General features: G+C 38.8%; 19 protein-coding genes and 2 tRNA genes. 4 read left to right on the top strand and 17 right to left on the bottom strand.

The window, feature by feature from the left end; all coding sequences use genetic code 11:
* Positions 1-38: 38 nt before the first annotated feature.
* From NQ185_RS18440 to groES, 6 genes are all read right to left on the bottom strand, one after another.
* Positions 39-1520, bottom strand: coding sequence for a Na+/H+ antiporter subunit D (locus NQ185_RS18440; protein WP_257583516.1), 1482 nt, complete (start codon positions 1518-1520; stop codon positions 39-41).
* A complete protein-coding gene (locus tag NQ185_RS18435) occupies positions 1513-1854 on the bottom strand; it encodes a Na(+)/H(+) antiporter subunit C (protein WP_257583515.1) in 342 nt (113 codons plus the stop codon). Before NQ185_RS18435 ends, NQ185_RS18440 begins: the two co-directional genes overlap by 8 nt.
* Positions 1854-2276 carry a Na(+)/H(+) antiporter subunit B gene (locus NQ185_RS18430; RefSeq protein WP_257583513.1) on the bottom strand — a complete coding sequence of 141 codons (423 nt, stop codon included), beginning with the start codon at positions 2274-2276 and terminating at the stop codon, positions 1854-1856. The genes NQ185_RS18435 and NQ185_RS18430 overlap by 1 nt, the downstream gene beginning before the upstream one ends.
* Positions 2273-4678, bottom strand: coding sequence for a Na+/H+ antiporter subunit A (locus NQ185_RS18425; RefSeq protein WP_257583511.1), 2406 nt, complete (start codon positions 4676-4678; stop codon positions 2273-2275). Before NQ185_RS18425 ends, NQ185_RS18430 begins: the two co-directional genes overlap by 4 nt.
* 1165 nt (positions 4679-5843) lie before the next feature.
* A complete protein-coding gene (gene groL / locus NQ185_RS18420; protein WP_257583510.1) occupies positions 5844-7472 on the bottom strand; it encodes a chaperonin GroEL in 1629 nt (542 codons plus the stop codon).
* A gap of 50 nt (positions 7473-7522) precedes the next feature.
* Entirely contained in the window at positions 7523-7810 is a 288-nt protein-coding gene (groES, locus tag NQ185_RS18415) for a co-chaperone GroES (protein ID WP_257583508.1), read from the bottom strand.
* 247 nt (positions 7811-8057) lie between these two features.
* Here groES and NQ185_RS18410 point away from each other — a divergent pair, with 247 nt between their 5' ends.
* Together NQ185_RS18410 and NQ185_RS18405 are read left to right on the top strand one after the other, a co-directional pair.
* Positions 8058-8789, top strand: a complete 732-nt coding sequence (locus tag NQ185_RS18410; RefSeq protein WP_257583507.1) for a CPBP family intramembrane glutamic endopeptidase — start codon at positions 8058-8060, stop codon at positions 8787-8789.
* Positions 8789-8989, top strand: coding sequence for a YdiK family protein (locus NQ185_RS18405; protein ID WP_257583505.1), 201 nt, complete (start codon positions 8789-8791; stop codon positions 8987-8989). Before NQ185_RS18410 ends, NQ185_RS18405 begins: the two co-directional genes overlap by 1 nt.
* Positions 8990-9001: 12 nt before the next feature.
* On the opposite strand, the gene tatC is transcribed toward NQ185_RS18405, so the two are convergent.
* The 4 genes from tatC to moaC form a co-directional block, all read right to left on the bottom strand.
* A complete protein-coding gene (gene tatC, locus NQ185_RS18400) occupies positions 9002-9754 on the bottom strand; it encodes a twin-arginine translocase subunit TatC (RefSeq protein WP_257583503.1) in 753 nt (250 codons plus the stop codon).
* A 15-nt stretch (positions 9755-9769) separates the two neighbouring features.
* On the bottom strand, positions 9770-9958 hold the full coding sequence (locus NQ185_RS18395; protein WP_257583565.1) for a twin-arginine translocase TatA/TatE family subunit: 189 nt from the start codon (positions 9956-9958) through the stop codon (positions 9770-9772).
* A 76-nt stretch (positions 9959-10034) separates the two neighbouring features.
* On the bottom strand, positions 10035-10697 hold the full coding sequence (locus NQ185_RS18390) for a redox-sensing transcriptional repressor Rex (protein ID WP_257583502.1): 663 nt from the start codon (positions 10695-10697) through the stop codon (positions 10035-10037).
* An 18-nt stretch (positions 10698-10715) separates the two neighbouring features.
* Positions 10716-11219 carry a cyclic pyranopterin monophosphate synthase MoaC gene (gene moaC, locus NQ185_RS18385; RefSeq protein ID WP_257583501.1) on the bottom strand — a complete coding sequence of 168 codons (504 nt, stop codon included), beginning with the start codon at positions 11217-11219 and terminating at the stop codon, positions 10716-10718.
* 130 nt (positions 11220-11349) lie between these two features.
* Between moaC and abc-f the strand changes: the two genes are divergently transcribed.
* Entirely contained in the window at positions 11350-13278 is a 1929-nt protein-coding gene (abc-f, locus tag NQ185_RS18380; protein WP_257583500.1) for a ribosomal protection-like ABC-F family protein, read from the top strand.
* A 218-nt stretch (positions 13279-13496) separates the two neighbouring features.
* Here the strand turns inward: abc-f and tsaD are convergent, their stop codons facing one another.
* The 7 genes from tsaD to NQ185_RS18345 all read right to left on the bottom strand — a co-directional run bounded on the left by tsaD (position 13497) and on the right by NQ185_RS18345 (position 17247).
* Positions 13497-14513, bottom strand: coding sequence for a tRNA (adenosine(37)-N6)-threonylcarbamoyltransferase complex transferase subunit TsaD (tsaD, locus tag NQ185_RS18375; protein ID WP_257583499.1), 1017 nt, complete (start codon positions 14511-14513; stop codon positions 13497-13499).
* On the bottom strand, positions 14510-14977 hold the full coding sequence (rimI, locus tag NQ185_RS18370) for a ribosomal protein S18-alanine N-acetyltransferase (protein WP_257583498.1): 468 nt from the start codon (positions 14975-14977) through the stop codon (positions 14510-14512). The genes tsaD and rimI overlap by 4 nt, the downstream gene beginning before the upstream one ends.
* Positions 14970-15671: a tRNA (adenosine(37)-N6)-threonylcarbamoyltransferase complex dimerization subunit type 1 TsaB gene (gene tsaB / locus NQ185_RS18365; RefSeq protein WP_257583497.1), complete on the bottom strand. Its 702-nt coding sequence runs from the start codon at positions 15669-15671 to the stop codon at positions 14970-14972. The genes rimI and tsaB overlap by 8 nt, the downstream gene beginning before the upstream one ends.
* Positions 15652-16122, bottom strand: coding sequence for a tRNA (adenosine(37)-N6)-threonylcarbamoyltransferase complex ATPase subunit type 1 TsaE (gene tsaE / locus NQ185_RS18360; RefSeq protein WP_257583496.1), 471 nt, complete (start codon positions 16120-16122; stop codon positions 15652-15654). Before tsaE ends, tsaB begins: the two co-directional genes overlap by 20 nt.
* Before the next feature lie 197 nt (positions 16123-16319).
* Positions 16320-16395, bottom strand: a tRNA-Asp gene (locus NQ185_RS18355).
* A 22-nt stretch (positions 16396-16417) separates the two neighbouring features.
* Positions 16418-16491: transfer RNA gene (locus NQ185_RS18350), tRNA-Met, on the bottom strand.
* Positions 16492-16767: 276 nt separating this feature from the next.
* Positions 16768-17247, bottom strand: coding sequence for a C40 family peptidase (locus tag NQ185_RS18345; RefSeq protein ID WP_257583495.1), 480 nt, complete (start codon positions 17245-17247; stop codon positions 16768-16770).
* 354 nt (positions 17248-17601) lie between these two features.
* Here NQ185_RS18345 and NQ185_RS18340 point away from each other — a divergent pair.
* The coding region (locus tag NQ185_RS18340; RefSeq protein WP_257583494.1) for a hypothetical protein at positions 17602-17842 on the top strand (241 nt) is incomplete at its 3' end.

Genomic DNA, 17842 nt, shown 5'->3' with positions numbered 1-17842 from the left:
CCTCCTTTGCGCCGTCGAAAAATTTTGCTAAAGCATGTTTATTTGTTTAAAACTGCCTCGATGTAAAGAGAAGGATTAATGAGTACATCTACAGCCTGGGTAATATACATATTGACATGTTCTGAGAATACTCCATAAGAGATGGAGGCGATCATTAGCACGGATATAGGAATAAGCAATTTACTAACACCAATATTTGAGTTAACTTTGCTGCCTTTCGGATCCCCCCAGAAACTATTGATAAATACCCTCATCAAAGAATACAAGACGAATAGACTGGAGAAAAGAATGACCAGTGCGCCAACAATATCACCCTCCGCAAAACCTCCTCTTGCTATCAAAATTTTCCCGATAAAACCACTTAATGGTGGAATACCTGCAAGTGCAAGAATTGATAGAAAGAATATCCAGCCAAGCAGTGGGTAATGCCTTATTAATCCGCTAAATTTTTGATAACTGCCCGTTCCAGTTATTGCTACGATAACTCCTGCGATCATGAACAGTGCTGCCTTAATGATCATGTCATGAATTAAATAGAAGACAGACCCACTCAATGAGTCAGCATTCATCGTACCGATTCCATACGTAATAATTCCAATCGCGACAACTATATTGTAAATAATAATCTTTTTAATATCTTTATATGCAATCGCAGCGATAGATCCAAGAACGATCGTAATCAATGATAAGATAATAAGAAGTTCATGTGTAAATCCTTGATCATGATAAAAGAAAAGCGTATACGTCCTTAAGATGGAATAAACTCCTACTTTAGTTAACAAAGCTCCGAATAATGCAATTATCGGGGCAGGTGGTGCATAATACGAACCAGGTAGCCAAAAGAAGAGCGGGAATATCCCTCCTTTTAATCCAAAAACGATCAAAAAGAGGACCGCTACGACAGTCATGATCCCTGGTTGGCCAGCTTCCGCAATTCTTTCGGATATATGGGCCATGTTCAATGATCCGACCATGGAATAAAGATACGCTACTGCAATAACAAATAATGCAGATGACGTAACATTCACAAGCAAATATTTAATGGATTCACGCAACTGTATTTTCGTGCCGCCAATGACCATAAGCACGTAGGAGGACATGAGCATTACCTCAAAAAAGACGAACATGTTAAAAATATCCCCTGTAGTAAACGCTCCGTTTACACCTACCATTAAAAATTGAACGATAGAATAGTAATAAAATTTTTCACGTGCTCTGCCAATTGTTCCAAAGGAGAAAAGAATGCAACAAAGTGCAATAAAAGAACCAGTTGCAACAAGCAGGGCGGACAGCATATCAGATACAAGTGTAATACCGAATGGAGCTGGCCAGTTTCCGAGATTTAGCGTTTGTATTCCGTTTTGATCTATTTTATGAAGCAAAATCAATGAAGTAATGAATGTACCGGTCATGGAAATAGCAGAAATCCACCGCTGAATAGTGACTTTCTTTGCAAAAAACATCAAAATAACCGCAGTGATAAGTGGAATGACAATCGGCAATATTAATAAATTAATCATCTGTTTCTGTACCTCTCATCTCATCTATGTTGTCTGTGCCAAGCTCTTGATAGGCACGGTACGCTACAACGAGGAAAAAAGCTGTTACACCGAAACTGATGACGATTGCTGTTAGAATGAGTGCCTGTGGAATAGGGTCTGTATATGCTTGGGCATTTTCTCCTAGCAGCGGCACGGTACCTCGCTTTAATCCGGCCAGTGTCAGCAGCATCAAGTGAGCTCCGTGGCTGAGCAAACCTGTACCGATAATAATCCTGAGTAAACTTTTTGATAACATTAAGTAAACGGCACTTGCAAATAGCAGGCCAATTACGATAGACATTAAAATTTCCATTATTCACTCTCTCCTATCGTTTGAATAATGGTCATCGTAGCACCAACGACAACTAAGTATACACCGATATCAAACAATACAGCCGTATGCAGGGAAGTTTTTCCAAGTAACGGCAATGTAAAATAACCAAAAGCGTGGGTGAGGAAAGGAACATCAAAAATAAGTGCCCCCACACCCGTACCAATTGCAAATAACAGTCCAACGGCGATCATTATTCTATAGTCAACAGGCAAGCTGTTCGCTACAGTTTTTATATCATACGCGAGCAATAACAACACGATAGCGCCGGACGTCAGCAGTCCACCGACAAATCCGCCCCCGGGATTGTAATGACCGGCGAAAAAAATATGGAGAGAGAAAAGCAGAATGATAAAAGAAACAATTTTAGTTACCGTTTGTAAAATAAGATCATTCGTATTCATTCAGTTTTCCTCCCTGAAAGCCTTAATCTAACCATGCCATATATGCCAAGGGCCGCAATACCTAATACAGCTATTTCAAACATCGTATCAAATCCGCGGAAGTCAACTAGGATGACATTTACCATATTACCACCGCCAGCTTTTTCTGCAGTATTTTCAATATAATATTGTGCAATTGAATCAAAAATTTTCGTACTATATGCCGATAAAGCGATCAAAGTCACAACGATTCCTACACCAGCAGCGACAACCGCATTGGTTAGCTTAAATTTTATACGCTCTTCCTTCCTACTCATTTTCGGCAAATGATAGAAGCAGAGGAGAAATAATGCCACGGAGACCGTTTCAATGACGAGTTGTGTCAACACAAGATCAGGTGCCCTGAACAGTACGAAAAATAGTGCGACAGTATATCCAATTGCTCCGAGCGCTACAATCGATGTGAGGCGTGATTTTGCCATTAGGATTGTGAGTGATGCCACTACAATAATAAGCGCTAGCACGATTTCATATAATCCAATTGAAGCTACGTTAGACGTGTCAATCGCAAAAGCATCCTTCGTAAAAATTGAAAAACCAAGAATGCCAATTAAGCCAACAAAGATATAAATCATATATGTTCGAATGGACCCTGTCATATATAGATTTGTTGCTTTATTAGAGCCTGTTTCCGTTCGAATCAATCCTGAATTGTACATATGATTTAACGTAAATTGTTTAGGCAATATTTCATATATTTTTTTCCATTTAGGTAACGTGATATAAAGCAATATTCCGATTAAAACAACTCCAATTGTCATGAATAATGCTGGAGAAAAGCCGTGCCATAAAGAAAAATGGACATCAAAGGCTTGTCCCGCATCGATTAGGCCTGGCATGATCGATGCTGCTGCGGGTTCAATAATAGAATTGGAAAGTACATTCGGAAACAAGCCAAAACCAATCACAAGCGTAGCTAATATGATTGGAGAAATGAGCATGCCAATCGGTGCTTCATGAGGCTTTTGCGGTAATTTTTTGGGCTTATACTTGCCTGCAAAGGTCTTGAATATGAGAATCATACTGTAAATAAAAGTGAACACACTTGCTATCCATGCAAGTACAGGGAAAAGCACACCCCATGTATTCATTTGGAAAATATTTAGTGACAGTAAGTAAACCATACTTTCAAGAAACATTTCTTTGCTCAAGAATCCGTTAAAAGGAGGTAAGCCTGCCATTGAAAATGAGCCAATTAAAGCAATCGTAAACGTAATTGGCATCACTTGCATAAGCCCGCCTAGCCTACGAATATCCCTTGTACCCGTTTCATGATCAACTATGCCTGCGACCATGAACAAACTACCTTTGAAAGTAGCGTGGTTAATTAAATGGAACACGGCTGCGACTACTGCTGCCATGTATATATTATTATCTAGCTCTTTAAAGTGAAGGGCAGCTGAGCCGACACCGAGCAAAGACATAATTAAGCCAAGCTGACTCACTGTTGAAAAAGCAAGTATTGCTTTTAAATCCGTTTGTTTTACTGCATTGAATGAACCCCATAAGAGAGTTAATATTCCTATACCGCTAACGAGCCAAAACCATGTCCCTTGTTCAGCAAAAATCGGACTCATGCGGGCTACCATGTAAATGCCTGCTTTGACCATCGTAGCTGAGTGTAAGTATGCACTAACAGGGGTTGGAGCTTCCATCGCATCCGGAAGCCAAATGTGAAAAGGAAATTGCGCAGATTTTGTAAAAGCACCAAGAAGAACTAACACAAGTGCTGCAATAAATAACGGTTCTGAACTTATTTCGCTTGCCATTGAGATGATTTCTCTTACACTAAATGATCCTGTCATCACATGCAGGAGGAGAAAACCTCCAAGCATGGCAAGCCCACCGAATACAGTGATCAGCATAGATTTTTGCGCCCCATACCGTGAACGTTCTCGCTCAAACCAGAATCCAATCAGCAAAAATGATGAAAAAGAAGTCAACTCCCAAAAAGCATAAAGGACGATTAAGTTGTCAGAAAGCACAACACCGAGCATTGCTCCCATGAACATAAGTAAATATACATAGAAAGTGCCGAGATTTTCCTTTTCTTTCGATAAATAAAAGATCGAATAAAGTACAACTAAAGAGCCAATACCTGTAATGAGCAGGGCAAATAATAGTCCAAGTCCATCCACATAGGCTGTGAAATTAATGCCTAGTGAAGGAATCCAATTGGCAGTTTCTTGAATTGTTCCTTGATTTTTCATTGCTGGAATAAGCTGAAAAAAGTAAATGAACAACGCTGCCGGAAGTAAAAGAACAAACCAGCCCGTATGAAAACTCTGAAACCTTTTATGCAGGAAAGGAACAAGAAATGCCAATAGTAGTGGCGCCACAATAACAAGATGTAAAACAGACAAAAAAACTCCTCCTTAAAATCTTCCTTTCAATAATTATTAGCACGTGATAAGGCTATATGGAGCAATTGATATATTAATTTAACCTGAATTCCACCCTTCATGCGTTTATTTACCAAATGAACGCAAAAGGAGCCTACCACCAAAGGACATAATAATCCCTTGGTGACAGACTCCTCCAAATAAGTTCATATTTAATTATAATTATCATAACATATGTTTAGAGCGAAAGGTAGATGAATGACCAATTTAGTTTTATTTCATTTGCAGCAAGAGATTCACAATTTTAATAGATGACTGCAAGTTGTACTTCTATTCCGGCTATTATTCTAATGCCTGTTCTTCTCCACCAGATTGAAATGTCATTATAGCTATAGAAGAGGGTACCTTTTAACCCTCTTAACACTATTTTCCGATTACTCAATAATATTTATTTATTTCCTTGAACCATTATCTATAATAATTAAATTCTTAAACAATATTAAATGAAAAACTATAATTGAACATAATATAGCCTGTTAAATTGAGATTACAAATTGTTTGTTTTGAGTGTACTCAATTTGAATTCTTGTAGAAAACCACACTCAGACGCAAAAGTTAATTTTAAAAAAGCTTTCTTTAAGGAAAACAAAGAGAAGACCTGTCGTAAATTTTATTAATATTTTTGGTTGCATTCAAAGATCTTTAAATACAACAAAAATTCTACAAATAATCATTAAGACCATTTAACATCTTAGAAAATTAAGCAATTATCTATTATTATTTTCTTGCTTCAATCCTCATTAATCTGCCCCTCTTAAGGAGAAATCACGTCAAACTCAATAGAGTAGTACCTTTTGAAACACAATCCGATAGACTCCAATTTAGGCTTTATATCCATTATAATACTTGTATTACAATCTAATTGTTGTAAATGGTTATGTATAGTCTTTGTTACCGATTTATTTTCAAAGCTTATTTAAGGTGTTTAGTCATACAAGAATAAACCAGGAAAACAATTTGAATTCAATTAAAATGTAAACTGATAAAAAAAGAGGTCTTTCATTAAGTAGAAATATAATGAAAGACCTCTTATAAATTTATCTAACTGATATCGAATGTTTTTTCGGACACTAGATGGTCTAGTTACAGTAATAAACCTTGGTATTATAAGGTTTTTATACCGTAATTACATCATGCCGCCCATTCCACCCATTCCGCCCATATCAGGCATTGCAGGTGCAGCTGGTTCTGGCTTGTCAGCAACTACAGCTTCAGTAGTTAGAAGCATTGCTGCAACAGATGCTGCGTTTTGAAGTGCATAGCGAGTAACTTTAGTTGGGTCGACGATACCAGCGTCGATCATGTTAACCCACTCGTTAGTTGCAGCGTTGAATCCAACGCCAATTTCTTCTTTTTTCAGACGCTCAACAACAACAGATCCTTCTAGACCAGCGTTGTGTGCGATTTGGCGTACAGGCTCTTCAAGGGCACGTAGAACGATGCGAATACCTGTTGCTACGTCGCCTTCTGCTTGAAGACCAGCTACTTTATTGTATACATTCACAAGTGCAGTTCCGCCTCCGGAAACGATTCCTTCTTCAACTGCTGCACGAGTTGCGTTTAATGCGTCTTCAATGCGAAGTTTACGCTCTTTCAATTCTGTTTCAGTTGCTGCACCTACTTTAATGACAGCTACGCCGCCAGCAAGTTTAGCCAAACGCTCTTGTAATTTTTCTTTGTCGAACTCGGAAGTTGTTTCTTCCATTTGTACACGGATTTGGTTAACGCGTGCACCGATGTTCGCAGAATCTCCAACACCTTCAACGATAGTTGTATTTTCTTTAGAAACAACTACTTTCGCTGCGCGTCCAAGAGAATCGATTGTTGCAGATTTAAGATCCAATCCAAGCTCTTCAGTGATTACTTCACCGCCTGTTAAGATGGCAATGTCTTCAAGCATCGCTTTACGACGGTCACCAAATCCAGGAGCTTTAACTGCTACTGCATTGAATGTTCCACGAAGTTTGTTCACAACAAGAGTTGCAAGTGCTTCGCCTTCAACGTCTTCAGCGATCATCAATAGCGGCTTGCCTTGTTGAACAACTTGCTCAAGAACAGGAAGAATTTCTTGGATGTTTGTGATTTTTTTATCAGTGATTAAGATATATGGATTATCAAGAACGGCTTCCATTTTATCGGAATCTGTTACCATGTATGGAGATGCATATCCACGGTCGAATTGCATACCTTCCACTACATCAAGCTCCGTTGTGAAGCCTTTTGATTCTTCAATTGTAATAACACCGTCGTTGCCAACGCGTTCCATTGCTTCTGCAATTAGTTGTCCAACTTCTTCGTCGCCTGAAGAAATAGCAGCAACTTGAGCGATTGATTCTTTATCTTCAATTTGCTTAGAAATTGCTTGTAATTCTTCAACTGCAGTTGCAACAGCTTTTTCGATGCCTTTTTTAACGCCAACAGGATTAGCTCCAGCTGTAACGTTTTTCAAGCCTTCACGAATCATTGCTTGAGCAAGAACCGTTGCAGTTGTTGTACCGTCACCTGCTACGTCATTTGTTTTGCTTGCAACTTCAGAAACAAGCTTCGCACCCATATTTTCGAATGCATCTTCTAGTTCGATTTCTTTAGCAATTGTAACCCCGTCGTTTGTAATCAGTGGAGAACCAAATTTTTTCTCAAGAACAACGTTGCGTCCTTTTGGTCCCAATGTAACTTTAACAGCATCTGCTAATTGGTCTACACCGCGAAGCAGTGCGCGACGAGCATCTTCTGAGAATTTAATATCTTTTGCCATTGAATAATGACCTCCTCATACGTTTTTATAATTAAAATTAAGAATCAGACTTACTTTCCGACAACAGCTAAAATGTCTGATTCACGTAGAATCAAATATTCAGTCCCTTGGTATTTCACTTCTGTGCCAGCGTATTTTGAGAAGATGATTGTATCTCCTTCAGATACATCTAGAGCAACACGCTCACCGCTTTCAAGAACACGGCCCGTACCTACAGCAACAACTTTACCTTCCTGCGGTTTTTCCTTTGCTGAATCAGGAACGATAATACCACTAGCTGTTTTTTCTTCCGATTCTACTAGCTCAATAATGACGCGATCACCCAATGGTTTTAACAAGTGAAACAACCTCCTTAAAAGAATATGTATTTATTTTTTATTAGCACTCTAACACATTGAGTGCTAACACAGTTATTATCATAATAAATTCACTTTTGATTTGCAAGTCCTAAGCTCTATTTATCAATAAAACTTTTTCAGCAAAGCTCTACATAATTTTTAAAAAGCATCCACATTTGAAGCGAACCAAGTTTATTAGTAAAATGAAGGTTGTCTTGTGTTAAATTAATGAAGGGAAATTTTGTTGATGAATAAAAAGTATCTATATATATTGATAACCTACATTGCCATGCAGCTTTCTGTATTTATTGGAATGCCTCTGGTAGCTTTCGCCGGGGTACTATTGTTTCATGTAGATTTAGCCAAAATGGAGATATTGGCAACAGGAATATGGGTCGTTTTCAGCTTTTTTGTAGGATTAATTATTATCCTCCTCATCTTAAGAAAGTCGGAGCCATATACAAGGGTTGAAAAAGGTGAGCCAATGCCTGTAAATCAAGCGATTATTTGGGCAATTGGAGGGATTTTTATTGCATTCGTTGCTCAAATGATCGGTATTTATATTGAAACAGCACTTGGAATAAAGCCCGGTTCCGAAAATACTGAACACATTATGAGCTTAATAAAACTAGTTCCATTTGTTGTTTTATCTACTTCGATTTTCGGTCCAATTTTAGAAGAAATCGTCTTTCGAAAAGTCATTTTTGGAATGTTATATAATCGTTTTCCTTTCTGGGTGGCGGCATTATTAAGTTCGCTAGTATTCTCACTTGCCCATTTTGATCCAATGCATATCATTTTATACGCGGCAATGGGCTTCACCTTTTCCTTTTTGTATGTAAAAACGAAACGAATTATCGTGCCGATTATTTCTCATATGATGATGAATACCATCGTGACGGTTGTTCAATTTAAATATATGAATGAGCAAGCAGGGATATTTGAGTGGGTTCACGGTTGGATTGGAGGGTTTTTCTAATGAGATCTCCGTTTTTTTCAGGAGTTATCTATTTATTTCTTGGTGGAATTTTTACATTTTTTGCGTTCCAGCAAGTAACTATGAATGATTGGAATTTTTTCGTTTATGTATTGCTCATTTTAGCTACGTTTGATTTTGGTGCGGGGTTTAGGCTGATTGCTTTGCATTTTAAAATAAAACATAAGCAAAATAAGAAGTAAAAAAGAGGATGCCTAAGCGTCCTCTTTTTCTCTTTGTTCCGCTTCCGCAGCTTGAGCTTTTTTATAACCTATGCCCGCAATCCATACACTAATTTCATAGAGTAGTAAAAGCGGCACAGTTACCATTAAATGAGAGACAATATCTGGCGGTGTAATAAGAGCGGCGATGACAAATAGGATAAAGTAGGCATACTTCCTAATCTTTTTCAGAAGCATCGGTGTTACGATACCTAGTCTAGTTAAAAATAGAAGGACGACTGGCAGCTGAAATAACAGTCCGAAAGGCAGTGTAATTTGAAATAAAAATTGAAAGTATTCGTTGATTCCAATTGTTGATTGAATTCCCATATTGCCGGACAAGCCGAGCATGAACTTCATAACAAAAGGAAAAAGAATAAAATATGAAAAAGCTAGGCCCGCCAAAAATAAAAACACAGAGGCAGGAATGTATCCCAATGTCACTCTTCGTTCCCTTTCAAGAAGCCCTGGGCTCACAAATGACCATATTTGATATAAAATCACGGGGGATGTGAAGATTAACGCCAAAACAAATACCATATTCATATACACTTTAAAAGGATCTGTGACACGAAACGCATTCATTGTCAGTTCCTTGGCTGAAGCTGCATTTTGAAGAAGATTGATCAATGGTTCCACTATAAAAAAGCCACCGATAATGGCCAATACAAAGAAAACGACTATGATCATCAGCCGTTTTCGTAATTCGTCTATATGTTCTAAAATCGTCATTTGATTCTGATTCATAACACGTTCATCCTATCAAAGGCTTGAGTCTTTTTTCTGATCCTTCTCTTTATCTTTCTCATCATCATCCGCCAAGCCTGCTGTAGCATTTTTAAATTCTCGAAGTGTTTTTCCAGCTGCCTTCCCTAACTCAGGCAATTTTTTGGGGCCAAATATTAAAATCGCAACAAGCCCGATTAGGACTGCACTAGTTGGTCCTATCATACCTAATACCATTTGCGCCCACCTCCTTATTCATTTATTGTAAAGGATGATATACCGTTTGGCTATTCTTAATCCGTTATTCTTGTGAACTTTCCGTGTCTTCGTTCGGATAATTTTTCAAAAAATAAATGAGTGACTGAAGCTCTACTGCAAGGTCAATGTGATGAACCCTTACAGACGCGGGAACTGCAAGTCTTGCCGGTGTAAAATTCAATATCCCTTTTACACCTGTACCTTCAAGCCGGTCGGTAATTTGCTGTGCAGAATTGGCAGGCACCGTTAAAATGACAGCCGAAATTTCTTCATCTTTTAGCCTGTTTTCCAGCTCAGCCATATCGTAAATTGGCACACCGCTAATTGGAGTTCCAATCTTTCTCGGATCGACTTCGAAAGCCATTGAGATTTTCGTATTATTATTTTTAAGAAAGTTATAATTCAGGAATGCCGTTCCTAGATTACCAACACCGATAAGCGCCACTTTCGTCAGTTCATCTTGATCTAATGTCTTGCTAAAAAAAGACAAGAGATAGTTTACATTATACCCATATCCTTTTTTTCCTAATGCACCAAAATAAGAGAAGTCGCGGCGAATCGTTGCTGAGTCAACTTTTACCGCTTCACTTAGTTGTGCAGAAGAAACTCGTTGCTTTCCAGATGCATGCAAGTTTTTAATAAAACGGTAATAAAGAGGCAGTCTCTTTGCAGTTGCATGTGGTATTTTCGTTGTTTCGTCGTTCATACTTAAACCTCCAGACCTTCACTCACTATCGTGAGATTGTCGTTTATAGTCTTTTCCCTTCGTTCCACCTGTTTTCTCTATAAGAAAAGTTGGGCCGATGATCATTCCTTTATCAACGGCTTTACACATATCATAAACCGTTAATGCCGATGTAGATACAGCAGTCAGGGCTTCCATTTCAACCCCGGTATTTCCTATCGTTTTTACAGAAGCCTGTATTTCTAGCAGCCAGTTAGTATCTGTTTTTTGTATCCATTTAAATGAGATGTCTATTCCCTTTAATGGGATTGGGTGGCACATAGGTATTATTTCCCATGTCTTTTTCGCAGCCATGATGCCGGCAACTTGGGCAACGGCCAGCACATCACCCTTTTTTATTTTATTTGTCGTTATATGTTCATAAATAATCTCATTTACTTCTATACTTGATTGGGCAATTGCCGTTCGCGTTGTTTCAGGTTTATCACTCACATCAACCATCTTTGCGCGTCCCTCTTCATTAAAATGAGTTAAATGATTCACAGCCAACACCTCTCTATTATCATACACTATTTCATTCAAGCTGTCTTTTTTCTCAATGACTTATGAATGAGATATTGCCGAAAGTATTGATTATACGGTACACTGACTATGAAACTAGAGGTGAAAAGTAATGATGCTGCTACAAATACAGCAACTGACAAAATACTTCGGCGCGGAATTAATATTATCGAATATAAAATTAGAAATCCAAACGAAAGATCGTATCGCCCTTGTTGGACGAAATGGTGCTGGAAAGTCCACATTGCTAAAGATGATTGCAGGACATTTATCCTATGATTCTGGCCAGATTGTAAAACCAAAAGATGTGTCGATTGGTTATTTAGCGCAAAATACCGGACTTGAGTCTACATTATCGATTTGGGATGAAATGCTTTCCGTATTTGATTATATAAAAAAAACGGAAGAAAATCTTCGAAATATTGAGCTTGAACTTGCGGAAAGCTTGCATGATGGACATGCAGAAAAGCTATTAAGAGAATACGATCAGCTTCAAATCAAGTTTGAAGAAACCGGAGGATATCAATATGAATCCGATATTCGTTCTGTCTTGCATGGCCTCAGGTTTTATGAGCAAGACTACTCCACACGAATCTCAACATTAAGTGGTGGGCAAAAGACGCGTCTTGCCCTTGCTAAATTATTATTAACAAAACCGGATATATTGATTCTTGATGAGCCTACCAATCATTTAGATATAGAAACTCTTACTTGGCTAGAACAATATTTAGTAGGCTATCCAGGAGCCATTTTAATCGTCTCACATGATCGTTATTTCCTAGATAAAATAGTAACACAAGTTTATGAGCTGTCCATGCATGAATTAAAGAAATTTTATGGCAACTACAGCAAATATTTAGTGCAAAAAGCGGAAAATTATGAGCGTGAATTGAAACTATATGAAAAGCAACAGGATGAAGTTGCAAAACTGCAAGATTTTATTCAGCGTAATCTAGCTCGAGCTTCTACCACGAAAAGAGCACAAAGCAGGCGGAAGCAGCTTGATAAAATGCAATTGATGGACAGACCTGCAAGCGGCGATAAGTCCGCTTCCATTTCCTTTGGCATTGAAAAGCAAAGCGGGAATGATGTGTTGCAGATAAAAGATGCAGGCATTGGCTACGGGCATACGCCTTTGTCGAAAGATATTCGTTTTTCCATCTATCGCGGTGATAGTATCGCATTGGTAGGGCCAAACGGGGTTGGCAAGTCAACGCTTTTAAAAACAATCATTAAAAAGTTAAAATTGCTATCGGGGACGATTGATTATGGGACAAATGTCGCAATTGGCTATTACGATCAGGAACAAGCAGAGCTATCCTCCAATAAAACAGTCTTACAGGAGCTTTGGGACAATTATCCACTGAAAGAAGAAAAGGAAATCCGCACGATGCTCGGCAATTTCCTGTTTAGTGGGGACGATGTGCAAAAGACAGTCTCTACTTTAAGTGGTGGTGAGAAAGCCCGGCTTGCACTTGCCATTTTAATGATGGAACAAGCTAATTTCCTTATCCTTGACGAGCCGACGAACCATTTAGATTTAGACAGTAAGGAAGTTCTTGAGAATGCACTTGTGGATTACCCAGGCACTATTCTTTTTGTCTCACATGATAGATATTTTATTAATAGAATTGCTTCTAAAGTCGTCGAGCTTTCCCCGAACGGGACGATCGAGTATCTTGGAGATTATGATTACTACGTAGAGAAAAAAGCAGAGATGCTAGAAATCGCCAGGCTAGATGCGGAAAAATTGCAATCGAAAACGCAAATAGAAAACCGTGCGGCTAAAACGACTTTCCAACAAGACAAGGAAATGAAAAGACTAGAAAGACAAAGAAAGCGGCGTGTTGAGGAGATCGAGGAGCGCCTCGGTATCCTAGAAGAGAAAATGAGCGAACTTGAAGAGCTTCTTTGTAAGCCTGAAATATTCGAAGATCACGAAAAGGTAATGAAGATTAATGAACAAATTGAAGAAATTAAAATAGAAATGGATCAGCTGTTAGAAGAGTGGGAAGAAGTATCGGAGCTTTTACAAGAATAGCACCTGGATATGGGTGCTATTTTATTTCCACAAACTTATTCACAGAAAAAATCCCGGTATAATAGTTATCCCGAGACTTTTCCACATTATCCACAAGATAAGTGATTTTTATCCACAATTAAGATGAATAGTTGCGATTGCCCATTTTCTAAAGAATATTATCCACAACTTATCCACAAAACTAAAAACCCAATGATCCTTCACATTGGGTTCAAAATCTATTTTTCTATATCCAAACCTGGGTGGGCATTCATTTCCATTGTGCCTCTTTTCCCCATTTCAAATAATATGCTGCCAGCTGCGGCAATCATTGCTGCGTTATCTGTGCATAAAGAGAGTGGCGGAATGATAAGCTCAATCTCAGGTAGGTTTTTAAATGCCGATGTTAAAGAGTCCCGTAGTCCTTTATTCGCTGCAACACCGCCAGCTAATAGCACTTGACGCACATTATATTCTTTTGCTGCCCGGACAGTTTTTTCAGTCAAAACTTCAACAACGCTCTCTTGGAAGCTTGCCGCCAAATCTTCAGGATTTACCGTCTCGCCTCTTTGTTCAGCATTGTGAAGAGTGTTGATAACGGCTGATTTTAGACCACTAAAGCTAAAATCATAAGAACCTTCTTCAAGCCACGCCCTAGGTAAATCAATCGTAGGCTTTCCTTCATGTGCGAGCCGGTCAATATGTGGACCACCGGGATACGGAAGCTGCAAAGTTCGCGCCACTTTATCATATGCTTCCCCGGCCGCATCATCAAGGGTTTCTCCAATTACTTGGAACGAGCCATGCTTTTCCATATAAACAATTTCCGTATGCCCACCGGAAACGACAAGGGAAATTAATGGAAATTTCAACTCCGTTATTAAACGATTCGCATAAATATGTCCTGCAATATGATGAACCGGCACTAGTGGAATTTTATGTGAAAACGCAAGCGCCTTTGCTGCATTTACCCCGACAAGTAAAGCTCCTACTAGACCCGGTCCTTCCGTTACAGCAATGGCATCCATATCTTTTATAGTGAGATTTGCTTGTTGAAATGCTTCTTCTAATACGATAGTGATTTGCTCTACATGATGCCTAGACGCAAGTTCTGGTACGACACCACCAAATCTTTTATGACTTTCAATTTGCGAAGCAACTACATTTGATAGGATTTCCGTACCATTTTTTATAATGGATGCTGCAGTCTCGTCGCAGCTTGTTTCAAGTCCTAATACAATTAAATCTTTTTTCATATTTTCACCCACATCACAATGGCATCTTCATAGTTGTCTGTATAATAGTTCTTTCTGATGCCGCCTTCTTGAAACCCCAACTTTTTATAAAGGGATCTCGCTGGAGTATTACTGACCCGTACTTCTAGCGTCATCGTTTTCGTTCCCGCCTCTTTTGCCAGAGACATCATTTTTCTTAATAATGCTTCCCCAAGCTTACGTCCACGAAATTCGGGAAGGACCGCAATGTTCGTAATATGCGCCTCATCCATAACAAGCCAAACGCCGCAGTAGCCAGCAATTTCTTTGTTGTATTCCATTATTAAGTAAACAGCAAATCGATTACTTATAATATCTTGATAAAATGCTTCCTTGGGCCATGGTACAGTAAATGACTGTTGTTCAATTTTAACTAAACTTTCAATATCATATTCCTTCGCGATTCGAAACGAAATACCACATGTATCCTGCTGATAATCAATCATTTCTTTGCTCCTGTTTTTCCAGCCATTTCGCCTCTGCCTCCACCAAGCGGAGATAACTCGGGGTGAAAGAATGTATATCTACGGCTGGAAGATTTAACCCCATCATTCCAAGCTCGCCTGGCCTTGGATTTTGTTCCGGAATTTGTGAAAAAACAGCTTTTTCTTGGAGTATGTCTTGGAATGTTTCTTTATGAAGAGGCACATCATTTCCAATAAACAAAATGGATTCCTTATGAGTATTAAGTGTCTCGGCCCAGTCACTTGCCAGAATATTTCTGTCTTCCAAAACTTTGACTAGAACTCCATTTTCATACTTATATAAGCCCGTATAGATTAGCCCTCTTCTTGCATCAAATAACGGACAAATCAGCCCTGAGAAATAACGGGCTGATTGCGCCAGTATAGCGAGACTTGACACTCCCACTAAAGGAATTCCCAAACTCCATGCCATTGTTTTCGCAATCGTCACGCCAATTCGTACGCCTGTGTAGGAGCCCGGTCCTTGTGCCACTACAATTTTACTCAATTCGGATGTATCCGTCTCACAATCCAAAAGCAATCGTTCAATGGCTGGCATGACCCGAACACTATGATTTTTTTTCATATTTGTAATATATTCGCCAATAATTTTCTTTTCACTTAATAATGCGATACCTAAACAATCATTAGAAGTATCAATCGCTAAGATTTTCATTGAATAGCTCCTTACATAACGCTTCATATCTTGCACCGGACGATTCAAACTTTAAAATTCGTTTATCTTGGCCGTCGCGGAATATAAAAATCGAGAGATGTTCAGATGGAAGTTGTTCCTCTATAATATGAGCCCATTCAATCACTGTTACCCCATCATTATAAAAATATTCATCGATCCCCAAATCTTCAAAGGCATCTCCAACTCGGTATACATCCATATGATAAAGCGGAAGCCTTCCGTTATATTCTTTTATTATGGTAAAAGTCGGGCTGTTAACGTTTTTTTGAATCTCTAACCCAGCAGCTAAACCTTTTGTAAAAGTGGTTTTTCCTGCTCCCAGGTCGCCTTCAAGTAAAATAATATCATTTTTCTTAAGCAATTTGCCTAAGTTCTTTGCAATCTCATACGTATCTTCGGGTCTATTTGATGTAAACTCAATGCTTTCCATTCGAGTTCTCCCTTTTAGTACATAATAATATTAGAAAAGTTCAAGCGCCTTGCTCATCGGTGTATAAGTCCGCAGGATGTTGGTCCAACGACGATAGGGCAAAGCATAAATTAAAAAGTATAGGCTTAAATAAACTTAAACTTTTTTTACCTATGAAAAAAAACGAAACTAAGTTTCGTTTTCATTTTAAAATTATATGGCGGTCCCGACGGGAATCGAACCCGCGATCTCCTGCGTGACAGGCAGGCATGTTAACCGCTACACCACGGGACCTATCTCTAGGTGAAAAAAATGATTGCGGGGGCAGGATTTGAACCTGCGACCTTCGGGTTATGAGCCCGACGAGCTACCAGACTGCTCCACCCCGCGACGATTAGTAATATATTTCTATTGTGCAACAAAATCTATTATACCGGGTACACAATAAAAAAGCAAGTAGTATTTGTCTGGAATTAAAATATTTACTCCCAATAAAAAAATCTCCGTAGGATTCATACCTACGAAGATTAGAAATGTATAAAGGAAAAGACAACGAGGAGAGTGACCATCCCGAAAACGGACACCGCTATAAGTAAATAGATCATAAAGTGTATAAGTTCCTTTATTTTTGTCCGTTTCATGATAGACTCTCCTGTACAATATTGATTAGTTTACGATTCTTTTGGCGCCAACATATTTTGATTTCCAGTAAGTAAGATTCATCGATTGAACTTTAACTCCATTTGACGTTGCACCGATAAATTGCTGTTTTCCTACATAAATACCTACGAATGAAACTGATTTTCCATTTGTTTTGTAGAATACTAAATCCCCTGGCTTAAGATTTTTTAGTGCGACACTTTTACCTTTTTTATATTGGTCTGCACTTGTACGCGGCAAGTTTACCTTTAAGCTTTTAGCGTACACATATTGAGTAAAACCAGAAGCATCGAACCCTTTTGTTGTTGTTCCACCCCATTTAAACGGCTTCCCCTTCAATGTTTGCGCATATGCTGCTGCCTTATCTCCTTTTGTCTGTGCTGCCGCATCCGCATTCAAGCTAAACAATGATGAAAACAAAAGTGCTAATGCTGTGACCACTGCGATGATCCATGATGATTTTTTTACTGAGATACCCATTTCCATTTTACAATTCCCTCTTTCGTTTTTTGTTTTTTCTTTCTATAAACATCATAAACAATTTGGGGAGGGCAATCGTTTCTTATTGGTTAAAAATAGTTACATAAAGGTTAAGGCTTCTAAAATGGTTGAATGCGATTGGTATGGTCGATTGATTGAGGACCTTCGACATGCAAATTTATATCACTTAAGTCCTCAATCGACAGATTGAGGACCTTGGGCATTAAAAATCTCATCACTTGAGGTCTCAATCGACGAATTGAGGATCTTCAGCACCAAATGAGCAAGCCCCCCCTTAGGATACCAATGCCATATAAGATTTCATAAAAAAAGACACTCTCCTATGGAGAATATCTTTATTTGCCTGGCAACGTCCTGCTCTTGCAAGGGGAGTCCCCTTACTACCATCGGCGCGCGAGCTTAACTTCCGTGTTCGTGCAGCGGATCACGATGAACGGCGAATCTCTTCGTCATCTGCGCTGGTTCGATTCTCATGGGGCAAAGCCCATTCCGAGTCTCTCCCTTGATTCCTTGATCTTCTTGGTCCTCCCGATCCTGCTAACATGGTGTATGTTTCTTTTTAATGCCTTCGGCATTGAAC

It is taken from the genome of Lederbergia panacisoli (assembly GCF_024626525.1).
GTDB classification, from domain to species: Bacteria; Bacillota; Bacilli; order Bacillales; family Bacillaceae_C; genus Lederbergia; species Lederbergia panacisoli.
The sequence above is the reverse complement of the archived record's forward strand: the minus strand, read 5'-3'. Positions and strand labels throughout refer to the sequence as shown.